The 13,620-nt window shown below is 66.2% G+C and carries 16 protein-coding genes; 11 read left to right on the forward strand and 5 right to left on the reverse strand.

Going from position 1 to position 13,620, the window contains the following annotated elements; all coding sequences use genetic code 11:
- From ACFC2Y_RS07700 to ACFC2Y_RS07715, 4 genes are read left to right on the forward strand one after another with little or no spacing between them, the layout of a single operon-like run.
- Complete coding sequence (locus tag ACFC2Y_RS07700; protein ID WP_375173840.1) at window positions 1-273, forward strand: hypothetical protein; 273 nt, start codon at window positions 1-3, stop codon at window positions 271-273.
- A gap of 12 nt (window positions 274-285) precedes the next feature.
- Complete coding sequence (locus ACFC2Y_RS07705) at window positions 286-927, forward strand: DUF1523 family protein (protein ID WP_375173839.1); 642 nt, start codon at window positions 286-288, stop codon at window positions 925-927.
- A complete protein-coding gene (locus tag ACFC2Y_RS07710; RefSeq protein ID WP_375173838.1) occupies window positions 928-1,533 on the forward strand; it encodes a nucleoside triphosphate hydrolase in 606 nt (201 codons plus the stop codon).
- 54 nt (window positions 1,534-1,587) lie between these two features.
- A complete protein-coding gene (locus ACFC2Y_RS07715) occupies window positions 1,588-2,340 on the forward strand; it encodes an SDR family NAD(P)-dependent oxidoreductase (RefSeq protein ID WP_375173837.1) in 753 nt (250 codons plus the stop codon).
- Window positions 2,341-2,349: 9 nt separating this feature from the next.
- Here ACFC2Y_RS07715 and ACFC2Y_RS07720 read toward each other — a convergent pair whose 3' ends face one another.
- The 3 genes from ACFC2Y_RS07720 to ACFC2Y_RS07730 are packed head-to-tail and all read right to left on the reverse strand — an operon-like array spanning window position 2,350 to window position 4,010.
- A complete protein-coding gene (locus ACFC2Y_RS07720; RefSeq protein ID WP_375186423.1) occupies window positions 2,350-2,625 on the reverse strand; it encodes a hypothetical protein in 276 nt (91 codons plus the stop codon).
- Window positions 2,625-3,143, reverse strand: a complete 519-nt coding sequence (locus ACFC2Y_RS07725) for a DinB family protein (RefSeq protein WP_375173835.1) — start codon at window positions 3,141-3,143, stop codon at window positions 2,625-2,627. Before ACFC2Y_RS07725 ends, ACFC2Y_RS07720 begins: the two co-directional genes overlap by 1 nt.
- 57 nt (window positions 3,144-3,200) lie before the next feature.
- Window positions 3,201-4,010, reverse strand: coding sequence for a division plane positioning ATPase MipZ (locus ACFC2Y_RS07730; protein WP_375173834.1), 810 nt, complete (start codon window positions 4,008-4,010; stop codon window positions 3,201-3,203).
- Between the two features lie 182 nt (window positions 4,011-4,192).
- Here ACFC2Y_RS07730 and mutL point away from each other — a divergent pair, with 182 nt between their 5' ends.
- Window positions 4,193-6,130: a DNA mismatch repair endonuclease MutL gene (gene mutL, locus ACFC2Y_RS07735; RefSeq protein WP_375173833.1), complete on the forward strand. Its 1,938-nt coding sequence runs from the start codon at window positions 4,193-4,195 to the stop codon at window positions 6,128-6,130.
- Window positions 6,127-7,362, forward strand: coding sequence for a DNA recombination protein RmuC (locus tag ACFC2Y_RS07740; RefSeq protein WP_375173832.1), 1,236 nt, complete (start codon window positions 6,127-6,129; stop codon window positions 7,360-7,362). Before mutL ends, ACFC2Y_RS07740 begins: the two co-directional genes overlap by 4 nt.
- A gap of 120 nt (window positions 7,363-7,482) precedes the next feature.
- On the opposite strand, the gene ACFC2Y_RS07745 is transcribed toward ACFC2Y_RS07740, so the two are convergent.
- Both ACFC2Y_RS07745 and ACFC2Y_RS07750 read right to left on the reverse strand, forming a co-directional pair.
- Window positions 7,483-8,130, reverse strand: a complete 648-nt coding sequence (locus ACFC2Y_RS07745) for a ChrR family anti-sigma-E factor (protein ID WP_375173831.1) — start codon at window positions 8,128-8,130, stop codon at window positions 7,483-7,485.
- Window positions 8,131-8,135: 5 nt separating this feature from the next.
- Complete coding sequence (locus ACFC2Y_RS07750) at window positions 8,136-8,642, reverse strand: sigma-70 family RNA polymerase sigma factor (protein WP_375174411.1); 507 nt, start codon at window positions 8,640-8,642, stop codon at window positions 8,136-8,138.
- Between the two features lie 262 nt (window positions 8,643-8,904).
- On the opposite strand from ACFC2Y_RS07750, the gene ACFC2Y_RS07755 reads away from it, so the two are divergent.
- From ACFC2Y_RS07755 to ACFC2Y_RS07775, 5 genes are all read left to right on the forward strand, one after another.
- Window positions 8,905-10,206, forward strand: a complete 1,302-nt coding sequence (locus tag ACFC2Y_RS07755; RefSeq protein WP_375173830.1) for an NAD(P)/FAD-dependent oxidoreductase — start codon at window positions 8,905-8,907, stop codon at window positions 10,204-10,206.
- A gap of 26 nt (window positions 10,207-10,232) precedes the next feature.
- A complete protein-coding gene (locus tag ACFC2Y_RS07760; RefSeq protein WP_375186117.1) occupies window positions 10,233-10,970 on the forward strand; it encodes a DUF1365 domain-containing protein in 738 nt (245 codons plus the stop codon).
- Window positions 10,971-11,028: 58 nt separating this feature from the next.
- Complete coding sequence (locus tag ACFC2Y_RS07765) at window positions 11,029-11,760, forward strand: SDR family NAD(P)-dependent oxidoreductase (RefSeq protein ID WP_375173828.1); 732 nt, start codon at window positions 11,029-11,031, stop codon at window positions 11,758-11,760.
- Between the two features lie 62 nt (window positions 11,761-11,822).
- Window positions 11,823-12,149, forward strand: a complete 327-nt coding sequence (locus ACFC2Y_RS07770) for a DUF3775 domain-containing protein (RefSeq protein ID WP_375173827.1) — start codon at window positions 11,823-11,825, stop codon at window positions 12,147-12,149.
- Window positions 12,150-12,221: 72 nt separating this feature from the next.
- Window positions 12,222-13,424, forward strand: coding sequence for a hydantoinase/carbamoylase family amidase (locus tag ACFC2Y_RS07775; RefSeq protein WP_375173826.1), 1,203 nt, complete (start codon window positions 12,222-12,224; stop codon window positions 13,422-13,424).
- Window positions 13,425-13,620 lie beyond the last annotated feature (196 nt).

Consider the following 13,620-nt stretch of genomic DNA (forward strand, 5'->3'; position numbering starts at 1 on the left):
ATGCTGAGCCTTATGCGCCTCGGACTGGTCCTGTTTGTCGTGCTGACGGTGGTCTATGCCTCCGTCTCGCTCTGGTCGCGGCAGGTCCGCAAGGGCAAGCTACGCGCGGCCTATGACGAGGGCGACCGGGAGTACGGGGAGGAGCGCGACCTTTACGTGCGCCGGGGGCTGGAGGACTACGACGACAGCTTTCGCCGCAAACTAATTCTGCTGGTCTACATAGTCCCCGTGGCTGTCATCGCCTATATCATCTACGTCGTGAACTACACCTGAGGGGCCGAGCATATGCAGTACATCAAATGGACCTTCTGGGGCATCGTCACGCTGGTTCTGGTCGCCTTCTTCCACTACACGCTGCCGCAGCGTGACATCGTGCGCATTGCGGATACCTATGAAAAGCGCGTGGATTTCGGCGAGAACTCGATCTTCTGGGCCAAGGAAGACACCGGCAATGCCACCGGCACGATCAACCGGGATGTCTTTTTCATCCAGACGATCAAGCAGAACGGCAAGCCGTTGGTCTACCGCAACGAGGATACCGGCTGGGGCTGGCCGCCTTATTTCAAGTTCGACACCTCCAACCTGCAGACCCAGGCGAGCGACCTGAAATCCACCTCCGAGAACCCGAAATGGGTCATGGTCACGCACTATGGCTGGCGCATCGAATTCTGGTCTGTTTTCCCGAACGCCATCGGTGTCAAGCAGGTCGCCGATCCGGACATGACGATCATCCCCTGGCTGAACATCATCATCCTGCTGATCTTCTTTGCCATCGTCTGGGCCATCCGCGTCCGATGGATCCGCTTCCGTCAGCGCCGCATCGACCCGATGGTCGACAATATGGACGAGGGCTGGGACAACCTGACCGACAGCGCCCGGGAGAAACGGGGCCGGCTGGGCCGCTGGCTCTCCACCTGGCGGCGCTAGGTGGAGGCTACGGTCACCCAACTGACCGAGCGGCTCGCCGCGCTTCCCATGCGCAGTATTGTGGCCATCGCCGGACCGCCCGGCGCTGGCAAATCCACTCTGGCGGAGGCCCTGGCAGGCAAGCTGTCCGATACTGCGATCCTGCCGATGGACGGCTTTCACTACGACGACGCCATCCTGCGCGACCGGGGGCGGTTGGCGCACAAGGGCGCGCCGGATACCTTTGACGTCGGCGGGCTTTTGTCGGTGTTGGAGCGTCTGCGCGAGGCCACCTCCGACGTGGCCGTGCCGGTTTTCGACCGCGACCTGGAGATCAGCCGCGGCAGCGCCCGGATCATTCCCTATCGGACCCGGCTGATACTGGTTGAGGGGAACTACCTGTTGCTGGACCGCACGCCCTGGCAGGGGCTCGCCCCCTGTTTCGACCTGACCGTGATGCTCCGCGTGCCACGCGACGAACTGGCCCGTCGTCTGACGGGCAGGTGGCAGCACTACGGGCTGACGGCGGAGGAGATCGCCCGCAAGTTGGAGACCAACGACCTGCCGAACGGCGATACGGTCCGCGAAGAAAGCTGCGACGCGGATCTGGTTGTCGTCAACGGATAACTCTTTCGCCCGTCGCGGTTTTCCCGCATCCTTCGCAAAAATGCGGAGGACAGCATGACAAGATCAACCGCCATCGTCACCGGCGCCGCCCGCGGGATCGGGCTGGCCACGACAGATCTGTTCCGGGCCGAGGGGCGCCGAGTCGCCATGATCGACCGGGATGCCGATGAACTGGAAAAGGTCGCGGCGGAGCGGGACAATGTCATCGCCATCGCCTGCGATGTCTCCGATCCCGATCAGGTCGACGCCATGGTACGAACCGCCCGGGCCGAGCTGGGCGAGGTCCATGCCCTGGTGAACAATGCCGGCGTGGCGGAATTCGGCCCGATAGACGACTGCGATTTCCGGATGTGGCGGCGCGTGATGGCGACCAACCTCGACGGGGTCTTCCTGTGCTCTCAGGCCCTCGCCCCTGCGCTGAAGGAGGTGAAGGGCGCCATCGTCAACATCGCCTCGATCTCCGGCCTGCGGGCCTCCACCCTGCGCGTGGCCTATGGCACCTCCAAGGCAGCTGTCATTCACCTGACGCAGCAGCAGGCGGCGGAATGGGGGGAATGGGGTGTGCGGGCCAATGCGGTCTGCCCCGGGCCGGTCCGGACCAAGCTGGCCATGGCCGTCCACACGCAGGAGATCATAGACGCCTATCACGACGCCATTCCGCTGAACCGCTACGGGTCGGAACAGGAGATCGGCGAGCTGATCACATTTCTCTGTTCCGACAGGGCCAGCTATGTGACGGGGCAATGCATCGCCGCGGATGGCGGGTTTCAGAGCACCGGGGTCGGTCTGCCGGCGCTCAGGCGCTGACCGTCCCCCTCAGCCGAGGGTGCCGCGGATCGCGATGCTGGCGAACAGGGCCAGGGTGAGCAGAAGCAGCATCATCCGGTCCTCGCGCAACACCCGTCCGCGCGCGAAATCGGAAAAGGCGGCCAGCGTCTGCGAGAACCCGACCGGGCCCAGCCCTTCGGCCGTCCGGCGTTCGGTGGCCACGGCATTCAGGCGGATCAGCGTCCGAAATGCCACGAATGCCCAAGCGAGGAAGATAACTGTTTGGGCTACAAGTACAAAAACAACCATTGGGTTCATGGTCATCACTCCGTCCAATAGGGGCGCGCCGACGGGGCGCGGTCATGGTCCAGGTAGAAATCATCCAGTTGCGGCGGCGCGATCCCGGCGTCCTGAACCTGGACATGGGCCTGCCCGCGATGATGGATCTGGTGCTGGAAAAGATGCAGCAGCAGCCGGTCCACCCGCTCCGTCATCTCCGGGTCCTCGTCCCGTTCCGTGCGGACACGTCGGGTCAGCTGGGCCTCTGTCAGATTGCCACAGAACGTCGCCAGCCGCATGTCCGCCTCCGCCTGGCGGGCACCCAGCCCGGCCGGGGTCGTCTCGGGCGGTTGCTCACGGATGCGCCGCCCCAGCCCGCCCTCTTCCAGCGCGTCGAGGTAATAGAGATCGACAATAAGGATATGGTTCAGTGTCTCGCTGATCGAGGGGAAGAACCCCGGGCGCGGGGCCGCGAATTCCGCCTCGCTCAGACCGGCCAGCGCGGCGTAGAGCGTGGAATTCGCCCAGGCATTGTTAAGCGCCATCTGGAGATAGGGCGTCATCTGTCGCCTCCGGCTCTGGTCCGTCTCGGCCTGCGATATCCGGGACGGCGTGCCATGTCAGAACCTGACCGAAACCCCGGGTAAATCCAGCGCCTTGATGAGGTCGCGCAACTCCTGCCGGGCAGCCACGTTGGAGATGTTGAGCTGCTGCACCCCGATGTCCTTCAAGTCCAGAAGTGTCAGGCCACGCGGGAACAGCTCGCGGAAGATGACACGTTCGTTGAAGCCGGGGGCCACGCGAAAGCCGATCCGTTTCGACAGCTTCTCGATCGCCTTTTCCATCTTCGCCTTGTTGACCATCTGCTGCGCGCCAAGACGGTTGCGCAGTACGACCCAGTCGATCGGCTTCAGCCCGGCCTGCGCACGCAACTGCCGCGCATTCCAGACCATTTCGGAATAGACCGAGGGGCCGAGGATCCGTTCGCCGTCATTGTCGATATGGGCCAGCAGGTCGAAGTCGATGAAACTGTCGTTCAGGGGCGTGATCAGCGTATCGGCCAGCGAATGCGCCACCTGGCTGAGGCGGGTGTGTGACCCGGGGCAGTCGATCAGGATGAAATCCGCCTCGGCTTCCAGCTGCGATACCGCGGCGGACAGCCGGTGATCATAGGGGTTTTCGCCGGGCTGCAGCTGCGCCTTGTCGATCTCCGGCAGGTCGATGTAATCGGGCGAGGGCAGCTCTACCCCTTCCTTGGCCAGATACCGTCTGCGGTTGTCGACGTACCGGCCCAGGGTTTTCTGACGCAGGTCCAGGTCCAGCGTGGCGATCTTGTGCCCCATGCGGGCCAGAGCCGTCGCGACATGCATCGAGACAGTGGATTTCCCCGCACCGCCCTTTTCGTTTCCGACGACAATGATATGCGCCATGCCCGTGTCCCCTTTCCGGCGATTTGGCCGGTTATTTGTTGCGGCAACTATATGTTGCGGGGCCCCTCAAGGAAAGGGGCCAGCGCCGTTTCCAATGCATTAACAACCGGGCGTTGCGCATCTGCGCCGGGGGCAGCTGTCGCCCATGGTCGAATCGACTGTCACATGCTAGGTCTGGGGTCATGATGCGCCCCGACCCCAAAATAAGCGAAAACCGCCCCATCATCCGGCAGTTGGATGACGCCGCCATCAACCGGATCGCGGCGGGCGAAGTGGTCGAACGTCCGGCCTCTGCGGTGAAGGAACTGGTGGAAAACGCCCTCGACGCGGGCGCGACGCGGATCGAGGTGACGATCGCCGAGGGGGGCAAGGCCCTGATCCGGGTCAAGGATGACGGCTGCGGGATCGAGGCGGAGGCCCTGCCGCTCGCCCTGTCGCGCCATGCGACCTCCAAGATCGACGGCTCCGACCTGCTCAACATCCACACCTTCGGCTTCCGGGGGGAGGCGCTGCCGTCGCTCGGCGCCGTCGGCCGCCTGCGGATCACCTCCCGTACCTCCGGCGCCCCGGCGGCAGAGATCGCCGTCAGCGGCGGCCGGATGGAGGAGGTGCGCCCCGCCGCGCTCACCTCCGGCACGGTAGTGGAGCTGCGGGATCTGTTCTTTGCCACGCCCGCCCGGCTGAAGTTCCTGCGCACCGACCGGGCGGAGGGGCAGGCCGTCACCGATATCATCAAACGCCTCGCCATGGCGGAACCCTACGTCGGATTCACCCTGCGCGATGTCACCGGCGGCGGCGAGGGACGCGTGACCTTCCGTTCCGATCCCGAAAGCGGCGATATGTTCGACGCGCTGCACGGACGGCTGGCCAATATCCTGGGCCGCGACTTTGCCGAAAACGCCCTGCGCATCGACGCCGAGCGCGAGGGCCTGCACATGACAGGCTATGCCGCCCTGCCGACCTATTCGCGCGGCGCGGCGGTGGCGCAGTTCCTCTTCGTCAACGGTCGCCCGGTGCGGGACAAGCTGCTGACCGGCGCGCTGCGTGCGGCCTATATGGACGTGCTGTCACGCGACCGGCACCCCGCCGCCGCGCTTTTCATCGACTGCGACCCCACGCTGGTCGACGTGAACGTCCACCCCGCGAAATCCGAGGTCCGCTTCCGCGATCCCGGGACCGCGCGGGGCTTGATCGTCTCGGGCCTGCGGCACGCCCTCGCCGAGGCCGGGCACCGCGCCTCCACCACCGTGGCGGGGGCGACGCTTGGCGCGATGCGCCCCGAACCTACCGGCCCGGCGCGGGTCTATCAGATGGACCGCCCGTCGCTGGCGGCACGGGCGATGAGCTATCAGGGGCAAATGCCCGCCACCGGGTATGACGATCAATCGGGCGAGGCCCCGGCACAATGGCCGGGGCAGGCCACGCCCCGTGCCCCGGCCCCCGCGCCGGGGCCGCACGCCACCTTCGATGGTTTCGCCGACCAGCCCTCCGCCCGCTTCGAACCCGAGGTGGTCGAGGACACGCCGGAGCGCCTGGAAAGCTTCCCCCTCGGCGCCGCCCGCGCGCAGGTGCACGAGAACTACATCGTCGCCCAGACCGACCGCGGCATGGTGCTGGTCGACCAGCACGCCGCCCACGAACGCCTCGTCTACGAAAAGCTCAAGGCCCAGATGGCCGAACACGGTGTCGCCGCTCAGGCCCTGCTGATCCCCGAGATCGTCGAGCTGTCCCACGGCGATTGCGCCCGGTTGGAGGAGTTTTCCGAAGACCTCAAGGCCCTCGGCCTGAGCATCGAACCCTTCGGCGGCGGGGCCGTCGCCGTGCGCGAAACCCCCGCGATCCTCGGCAAGGTCGACGCCCGGGCGCTGGTCCTCGACATTCTCGACGAACTGGCGGACGCCGACGACAGCGCCACGCTGAAGGCCCGCATCGACGCGATCCTCAGCCGGGTGGCCTGCCATGGCTCCATCCGCTCCGGCCGCCGTATGCGGGTGGAGGAGATGAACGCCCTCCTGCGTGAGATGGAGGCGACCCCGCTTTCAGGCCAGTGCAACCACGGACGCCCCACCTATGTGGAGCTGAAACTCTCTGATATTGAACGGCTATTCGGACGCACATGATCCAGATCGGCACCACAACCTACGACCTCTCCGACCCGGTGACGCTGGCGGCCGCCCTCGCACTCGGCCTCGGCCTGCTCATCGTCATCCTGCTTGTCGTCGCCCTGCGCGGTGTCGGCAAGGCCGCCCGCGCGACCGAGCCGCTGATCTACCAGATGGACCAGATGGGCCGCGCCGTCGAAGGGCTGGGCCGTGGGCAGGAACAGCTGACCGGCGGGCTGACCTCTGTCTCCAATGCGCAAGCCACGGCACAGGCGCAGGTTCTCCAGTCGATGGAAACCCGGCTAGCTGCGGTTCAACAGCAGATGACCGACCGTCTGCACGAGAACGCGATGAAGACCGCGCGGTCGCTCAGCGAGATGCAGGAGCGGATGAACGAACAGCTGCGCGGCGGCTCGGAAAAGACGACCAAATCCTTGACGGAACTGCAGGCGCGGCTGGCCACCATCGACAAGGCGCAGGAGAACATCACCAAGCTTTCGGGCGATGTTCTGTCCCTGCAGGACATCCTGTCGAACAAGCAGACGCGCGGCGCCTTTGGCGAGATCCAGTTGAACGACATCGTCTCCAAGGCCCTGCCGAAGGACAGCTATTCGCTGCAGGCGACGCTCTCGAACGGCAAGCGCGCGGACTGTCTGATCCACCTGCCGAACCCGCCGGGCCCGATTGTCATCGACGCCAAATTCCCGCTGGAGGCCTACGAGGCCCTGCGCAACGCCACCGGCGAAGCGGAATTGAGGACGGCGGCACAGCAGTTCCGCACCTCCGTCCGGCACCACATCAAGGCGATTTCGGAGAAATACATCCTCGAAGGGGAAACCGCCGACGGCGCCCTGATGTTCCTGCCGTCCGAAGCCGTCTACGCCGAATTGCACGCCAATTTCGCCGACATCGTCCGCGAGGGGTTCAACGCCCGGGTCTGGATCGTCTCGCCCACCACCTGCATGGCCACGCTGAACACCATGCGCGCCATCCTCAAGGACGCGCGGATGCGCGAACAGGCCGGCGCGATCCGCAACATGCTGCGACAGCTTCACCGGGATGTGGAGATCGTGGTGGAACGGGTGCAGAAACTGGACACACACTTCGACCAGGCGCGGCGGGATGTCGAAGGCATCGGCATCGCGGCAGAGCGGGCGGGCAAGCGCGCGGCAAAGCTGGACAATTTCGATTTCGAGGAGCTGGCGCCGGACGGCGAAGCGCCCTTGGCGCAGCTGACGCGGGGGTCGTGAGAGGGGCGGTCTGTCTGGTGAGGGGCGAGCCCCCTCTCCCTAGCCCTCTCCCCCAAGGGGAGAGGGAACGGTTGCGCCAATGTCCCCGTAGGGTGCGTGCTTGCACGCACCGCGCCCCGATCAGATCTTCAACAAGGGCTGCAACAGACGCGGGATAAGCGAGCGGAAGCGCAGCGGCGCGTCCGTCACGGCAAGGCAGATGCAATCCTCGCCGATGTCGGCCACAGGCATATGCTCCAGATCCTCATCGGCGATTTCCACATCACCCCGGGCGAAGCGGTCGGTCTCATCCGCGAAGGCGCCCTGTAGCACCATGGTCAACTCCATGCCGCGGTGGCCGTGGTCCGGCACTGCAGCCCCGGCAGGAATGAACAGCAACCGGGCCGAGGCGCTGTCGGAGGTCGACAGGATCGCCTGTTTCACACCGCCGCCCACATGCCGCCAGCGGATCGCGTCCACATCGCCACCCACATAATCGCGAAGCGGCGCAGGCAGCGTGCCATCGGACACAGGGGCCTTACGCGCGACAGGCGCGGGCGTCGGCACATCGTCCAGCCGGGCTAGGCAATCGGCCAGCCCGGTTTCGGCCATGGCCACGCCGCGCTCTTCCAGCACGGCACCGCCCAGGGCTTCATAGCTTTCCAGCGCGGCCCGGCAGTCGTCGCACATCGACACATGCGAGGCGACAATCAGGTTGAAGGCTTCGGGCAGGGTGCCCGCGGCATAGCCCATCAGAAGATTTTCGGTCAGATGATGCTTGATCGTCATTTGCGTCACCCCATGGCATGGCGCAGCTTGTCCAGCGCCAGCCTGATTCTCGATTTGATCGTGCCGAGCGGCAGCCCGGTCACGTCGGCGATTTCCCTGTGGGAGAGATCCCCGAAGTAGCACTTCTCGATCAGCTCCCGCTGTGTGTCCGGCAACTCGGCCAGCGCGCGGCCCAGATGCGATGTCTCCTGTTGCAGGGCGACGCTGTCTTCCTGCGCCACCTCCGGCTCCGGGCCCCAGCCCAGGTCTTCCGGCTCGGGCCGTCTTTCGCGCCGCGCCAGGTCGATCCGGCGGTTCCGGGCGATCGTGAAGACCCAGGTGGCGACACTGGCCCGCGACGGATCGAAGAGATGCGCCTTGTTCCAGACCGTCACCATGACGTCCTGGGCGCAATCTTCGGCCACCGAGGCCTCGGTGCCCCCCTTCATCAGAAACCCTTTCACCCGAGGGGCGAAATGCCCGAAAAGCCGGGCAAAAGCCTCCCTGTCGCGATGATCGCGGATCGCGGTCATCTCTCGCAGCCAGGGGGCGGGGTCGCTGGACGGGTCCTGTGCCAAGCCTTCGAAATCCTTCGTCTTCCTCCTCTGCCTAACATGCGGGGGAGGGGCGGGCGAGGGGCTTTCCCGGGTCTGGGCCACGTGCTGCAACATGTTTTGAGTACGCGGCACACGCCCGGTTGGATCACGCGGATGAACATTTTTTCTCGCCAAGGTGCATCCGATTGCCTGCGCCGCCCGTAACTCTCTCAAACAACGACGAACAAGGGCCCTCTGCATGCCGTTTGAAGCACTCCCCCCCTCCCGCCGCCGCATTGCCGTGATCGGCGGGGGCATCTCCGGCCTCGGCGCCGCGCGCATGCTGTCCGCCGACAGTGACGTGACCCTGTACGAGGCCGCGCCGCGTCTGGGGGGGCACGCCCGGACGGTTCTGGCCGGCAAGCGGGGGGATCAGCCGGTGGATACGGGCTTCATCGTCTTCAACCACGCGAATTACCCCCTGCTGACCAGCCTCTTCAACGATCTGGACGTGCCGACCACCAAATCCGACATGAGCTTCGGTGCCTCGGTCCGGGGCGGGCGGATGGAGTACGGCCTGGCCAACCTGCGCGCCGTCTTTGCCCAGGCCCGCAACGCCGCCAACCCGCGGTTCATCGGAATGCTGCGCGACGTGATGCGGTTCAATTCCCGCGCGCTCGCCACCGCGCAGGCACCCGGCATGACCATCCGCGGCCTGCTGGAGGCGCTCGGCACCGGGGTCTGGTTCCGCGACTACTATCTGCTGCCGCTCTCCGGCGCGATCTGGTCGACGCCGAAGGAAAAGATCCTCGACTTCCCGGCGCACGCCATGATGCAGTTCTTCGACAACCACGCCCTGTTGCACCACACCGGTCAGCATCAGTGGATGACGGTTCAGGGCGGGTCGGTGCAATATGTCGACCGGGTCGCCGCCGCTTTGAAGCGCGACGGCGTGGACATTCGCCTCGCGGCTCCCGTGCAGGGGGTGCGCCGCGCGCTGACCGGGCCGCAGGTCAAAGCGGACGGCGCGGATTGGACCACATTCGACGAGGTGATCTTCGCCACCCACTCCGACGACACGCTGCGCCTGCTGCTGGACCCGACGCTGGAGGAGTGCGCCGCCCTCTCCGCCATCTGCTATCAGCCCAATGAGGTCGTGCTGCATTGTGACGAGGGCGTGATGCCCCGCAACCGCCGCGCCTGGGCCTCCTGGAACTACCGCGAGGCCGAGGGGCGTGTCGGCGACAGCATCGACCTGACCTACTGGATGAACCGGCTGCAGCCGATCCCGCAGGACGACCCGATGTTCGTCACCCTCAACGCCACCCGCCGCATCGACCCGACCAAAATCTATGACAGCGTCACCCTGCGCCACCCGGTCTACGACCTGGCCGCCCTCGCGGCGCAGGAGGAGATGCGGCAGATCAACGGACAGAACAACACCTGGTTCTGCGGCGCATGGATGAAGAACGGGTTCCACGAAGACGGTCTGGCCAGCGCGGCGGATGTCGCCGGGGCCCTGCGTCTGACCCCACACAGGGCGGCACTGGCGGCAAGATGAGGCGCAACGACACCCCTCCCTTACTGATGACCGGCCACAGCTGGCACGGGCGCAAGGGCGCGGTCGAAAACGCCTTTCGCTACGGCGTGGATTACGTGCTGATCGACGCGGAAAGTGCGGCCGACGGCCCGTCGCTCTTCGCCCGAAATGCCCGTGCCTTTGCCGCCGTGCAGGACCGCGATCATGGCGGGCCGCCGGGGCGGGGGAGCGGACCGGCCTGGCTGCGCGAGGTGCTGGCGGACCACGACCTGCCCGCGCCCGCCCGCATCCGCCTGCTGACCCAGCCCCGCCTTCTGGGCTTTGTCTTTAACCCGGTGTCCTTCTGGCTCTGCGAGGATGATCGCGGCGATCTTCGATGTGTCGTGGCCGAGGTGACGAACACCTTTGGCGACCGTCATGCCTATCTCTGCCACCGTGACGACCACGCCCCGATCACGCGCGAGGACGAGTTGACCGCGCGCAAGCTCATGCATGTCTCCCCTTTCCAACCGGTCGAGGGGCGCTATCGTTTCCGGTTCGATATTCAACCCGACCGGATCGGCATCCGCATCGACTATGACCGCGAGGGGGGCGGGGTGATCGCAACGCTGACAGGGCGGCTGGCGCCCCTGACCAATCGCGGTCTGCTGGCGGCCTTCCTGCGCCGACCTTTCGGGTCGCTGCGGGTGCTTGCGCTGATCCACTGGCAGGCGCTGAAGCTCTGGCGCAAAGGGGCGGGCTACCGCAGACGGCCCGCTGCCCCGTCGCAGACCGTGTCGCGCTGAGCGACCCTGCGCGCAGGGGCGCTCAGGACCCGCGGATGAACTCGGAACGGAGGACGCGATGACAGACTGGCAAGGCAAGACATATTGGCTCATCGGGGCGAGCGAGGGGCTGGGCGCCGCGCTGGCGAAACAGCTCAGCAAGGCGGGGGTGCGTGTCATCCTCTCCGCCCGCTCCGAAGACGCGCTGACCCGATTGGCCAACGACCTGCCGGGCCCGTCCCGCGTCCTGCCCGTCGACGTCACCGACAGCACCGCCCTGCGCCGCGCGGCCGAGGAGGCCGGAGAGATCGACGGCCTCGTCTACCTCGCCGCGACCTACTGGCCCTTCGGCGCCGAAGGCTGGGACGCCGACAAGGCAGAAACCATGGCGGATGTGAACTTCGGCGGCGCGATGCGGGCGATCGGCGCGGTGCTGCCCGGGATGCAGGCGCGCGGCACCGGCCATATCCTGTTGACCGGGTCCCTGACGGCCTACGGCGGACTGCCCGGTGCGGCCCCCTATGTCGCGACCAAGGCCGGGATCATGGCACTGGCCGAAAGCCTGCGATGCGATCTGCAGGGCAGCGGGATCAAGGTGCAGCTGATCAACCCCGGCTACATCCGCACCCGTCTGACCGACAAGAACGATTTCGCCATGCCCGGCATCATGGAACCGGAGGAGGCGGCCCGGATCACCTTCGAACACATGAACACCAATGGCTTCTGCCGCCCCTTCCCGACCTGGTTCTCGCTGGTCTTCCGCGGTGCGCGGTTCCTGCCTGACTGGCTCTACTTCCGCCTATTTGCTTAGGATCAAAGCGGCCCGGATGAGTCCCTGCCATCGTGATGCCCGGACCAGACGGGAGAAACACGATGCTGGACATTTCGACACAAAAAGTCGCCCAGGTGATCCTCATGGCGCGGGAACTGGACCGCGCGGAGGGGGAACTGCGCGCCTTCATCGACGCCCTGGCCGAGGAAGAGGCGGTGAGCCTCGTCGCCCTCATGTGGATCGGCCGCGGCACCTTCGAGGCCGAGGAACTGGAGGAAGCCCTGCGCACGGCGCGCGAGGAGGCGGACCACCCCGCGGCCGACTACCTGCTTGGCTCACCGCATCTGTCGGATCACCTTGAAAACGGTCTGGATGTGCTCGGCCTCTCGGCGCAGGATGACGAGGATGACCTGATCCGGGGCGGTTGACCTCTGGCGCGTGCCATGGCTAGGGTTGTCGTGAATTTATCATGATAAATTCCAGCCCCGAAAGGATGCCCCATGCTGCCCGTCAATCCCGACCGGTTCCTCGCCGATTTGCACCACCTCCGCACTTTTGGCGCGGCGGGCGTCGGCAAGGGGGTGGTCCGTCAGGCCTTCTCCGATCCCGATATCGCCGCCCGCAAATGGCTGGTCGACCAATACGCGGCGGCCGGGCTGGAGACCCGGGTCGATCCCGTCGGCTCCGTCTGGGGGATGGCCCCGGGCAAATCCCTGCTGGTCGGCTCGCATTCCGACACCCAGCCAGAGGGCGGCTGGCTGGACGGCGCGCTCGGGGTGATCTGTGGCCTCGAACTGGCGCGGGCGGGGGCGGAGGTGGGCGTGCCGATCTCTGCCGTCTCCTTCCAGGATGAGGAGGGGCGCTTTGGCGTGACCACCGGCAGCCGGGTCTGGGGCGGATTCACCTCGCTCGATGAGGCCGACAGGCTGACCGACACAACCGGAACCACCTTTGCCGCAGCGCGGGCGCGCATGGCCGACATGGCGGGCGACTTTGTCGATCCAGCGCGCTTCAAGGGCTTCCTCGAATGCCATATCGAACAGGGCCCCTGGCTCGACAAGGCGGGGGAGGCGGCGGGCGTCGTCTCCTCCATCGTCGGCATCCGTGACATGCGCGTGACCTTCAACGGCGAACAGAACCACGCGGGCACCACACCCATGCACCTGCGGCGCGACGCCTTTCGCGGGATGCTGCGCTTTCAGGAGATCATCGCCGACCGGTTCCGCAATGTCGTGACCCCGGAAACCGTCTGGACCACCGGCCATGTCGATCTGCATCCCGGCTCACATTCCATCGTGCCAGGGCGCTGCACCTTCTCCATGCAGTGGCGCGATGGCGACAAGGACCGGCTGGAGCGGATGGAGGCGATCATCCGGGACGCGATCGAGGAGACGGCGCAGGAACTGGGCCTGACGGCGGACACGTCGGAAATGCTGGCCCTCGACCCCGTTCCGATGGACCCTGCCTTCCGCGCCGCCCTGGAAAGCGCGGCCGAGGAGATCGCCCCGGGCCGCTGGCGCCGCATGCCCTCCGGCGCGCTGCACGACGCCACCTCCGTCGCCGCGCATATGCCTGTGGCGATGCTGTTCGTCCCCTCGATCAACGGCATCAGCCACGCGTTCGAGGAGGACACCGCCGACGCCGACCTGGTGATCGGCCTCCACATCCTCGCCCAGGCCGCCCAGGTGATGGCCGAGGGGTAAGCGCCCGACTCTGCCGCAAGCGCGACAGCCCCCGCCCAAAGCGCAACAGGTCCCCTCTCCCCTCGGGGGAGAGGGCTAGGGAGAGGGGGCAGCGCCGTCTCCAACGTTGGTACCGCCTGATCCTGACCCATTGACCAACAGATCCTCGGATCAAGTCCGAGGATGACGAGGCGCGAAGGCAAGTGCCTCACCACTT

Origin of the sequence: Pseudooceanicola sp., from assembly GCF_041987405.1 — a bacterium.
In the GTDB taxonomy this organism is placed as follows: Bacteria; Pseudomonadota; Alphaproteobacteria; order Rhodobacterales; family Rhodobacteraceae; genus Pseudooceanicola.

Coding starts and splice junctions, on each gene's coding strand:
- ACFC2Y_RS07700 (WP_375173840.1), top strand. CDS start 1: ATGCTGAGCCTTATGCGCCTCGGACTGGTCCTGTTTGTCGTGCTGACG.
- ACFC2Y_RS07705 (WP_375173839.1), top strand. CDS start 286: ATGCAGTACATCAAATGGACCTTCTGGGGCATCGTCACGCTGGTTCTG.
- ACFC2Y_RS07715 (WP_375173837.1), top strand. CDS start 1,588: ATGACAAGATCAACCGCCATCGTCACCGGCGCCGCCCGCGGGATCGGG.
- ACFC2Y_RS07720 (WP_375186423.1), bottom strand. CDS start 2,625: ATGACCATGAACCCAATGGTTGTTTTTGTACTTGTAGCCCAAACAGTT.
- ACFC2Y_RS07725 (WP_375173835.1), bottom strand. CDS start 3,143: ATGACGCCCTATCTCCAGATGGCGCTTAACAATGCCTGGGCGAATTCC.
- ACFC2Y_RS07730 (WP_375173834.1), bottom strand. CDS start 4,010: ATGGCGCATATCATTGTCGTCGGAAACGAAAAGGGCGGTGCGGGGAAA.
- mutL (WP_375173833.1), top strand. CDS start 4,193: ATGATGCGCCCCGACCCCAAAATAAGCGAAAACCGCCCCATCATCCGG.
- ACFC2Y_RS07740 (WP_375173832.1), top strand. CDS start 6,127: ATGATCCAGATCGGCACCACAACCTACGACCTCTCCGACCCGGTGACG.
- ACFC2Y_RS07745 (WP_375173831.1), bottom strand. CDS start 8,130: ATGACGATCAAGCATCATCTGACCGAAAATCTTCTGATGGGCTATGCC.
- ACFC2Y_RS07750 (WP_375174411.1), bottom strand. CDS start 8,642: ATGACCGCGATCCGCGATCATCGCGACAGGGAGGCTTTTGCCCGGCTT.
- ACFC2Y_RS07755 (WP_375173830.1), top strand. CDS start 8,905: ATGCCGTTTGAAGCACTCCCCCCCTCCCGCCGCCGCATTGCCGTGATC.
- ACFC2Y_RS07760 (WP_375186117.1), top strand. CDS start 10,233: ATGACCGGCCACAGCTGGCACGGGCGCAAGGGCGCGGTCGAAAACGCC.
- ACFC2Y_RS07765 (WP_375173828.1), top strand. CDS start 11,029: ATGACAGACTGGCAAGGCAAGACATATTGGCTCATCGGGGCGAGCGAG.
- ACFC2Y_RS07770 (WP_375173827.1), top strand. CDS start 11,823: ATGCTGGACATTTCGACACAAAAAGTCGCCCAGGTGATCCTCATGGCG.
- ACFC2Y_RS07775 (WP_375173826.1), top strand. CDS start 12,222: ATGCTGCCCGTCAATCCCGACCGGTTCCTCGCCGATTTGCACCACCTC.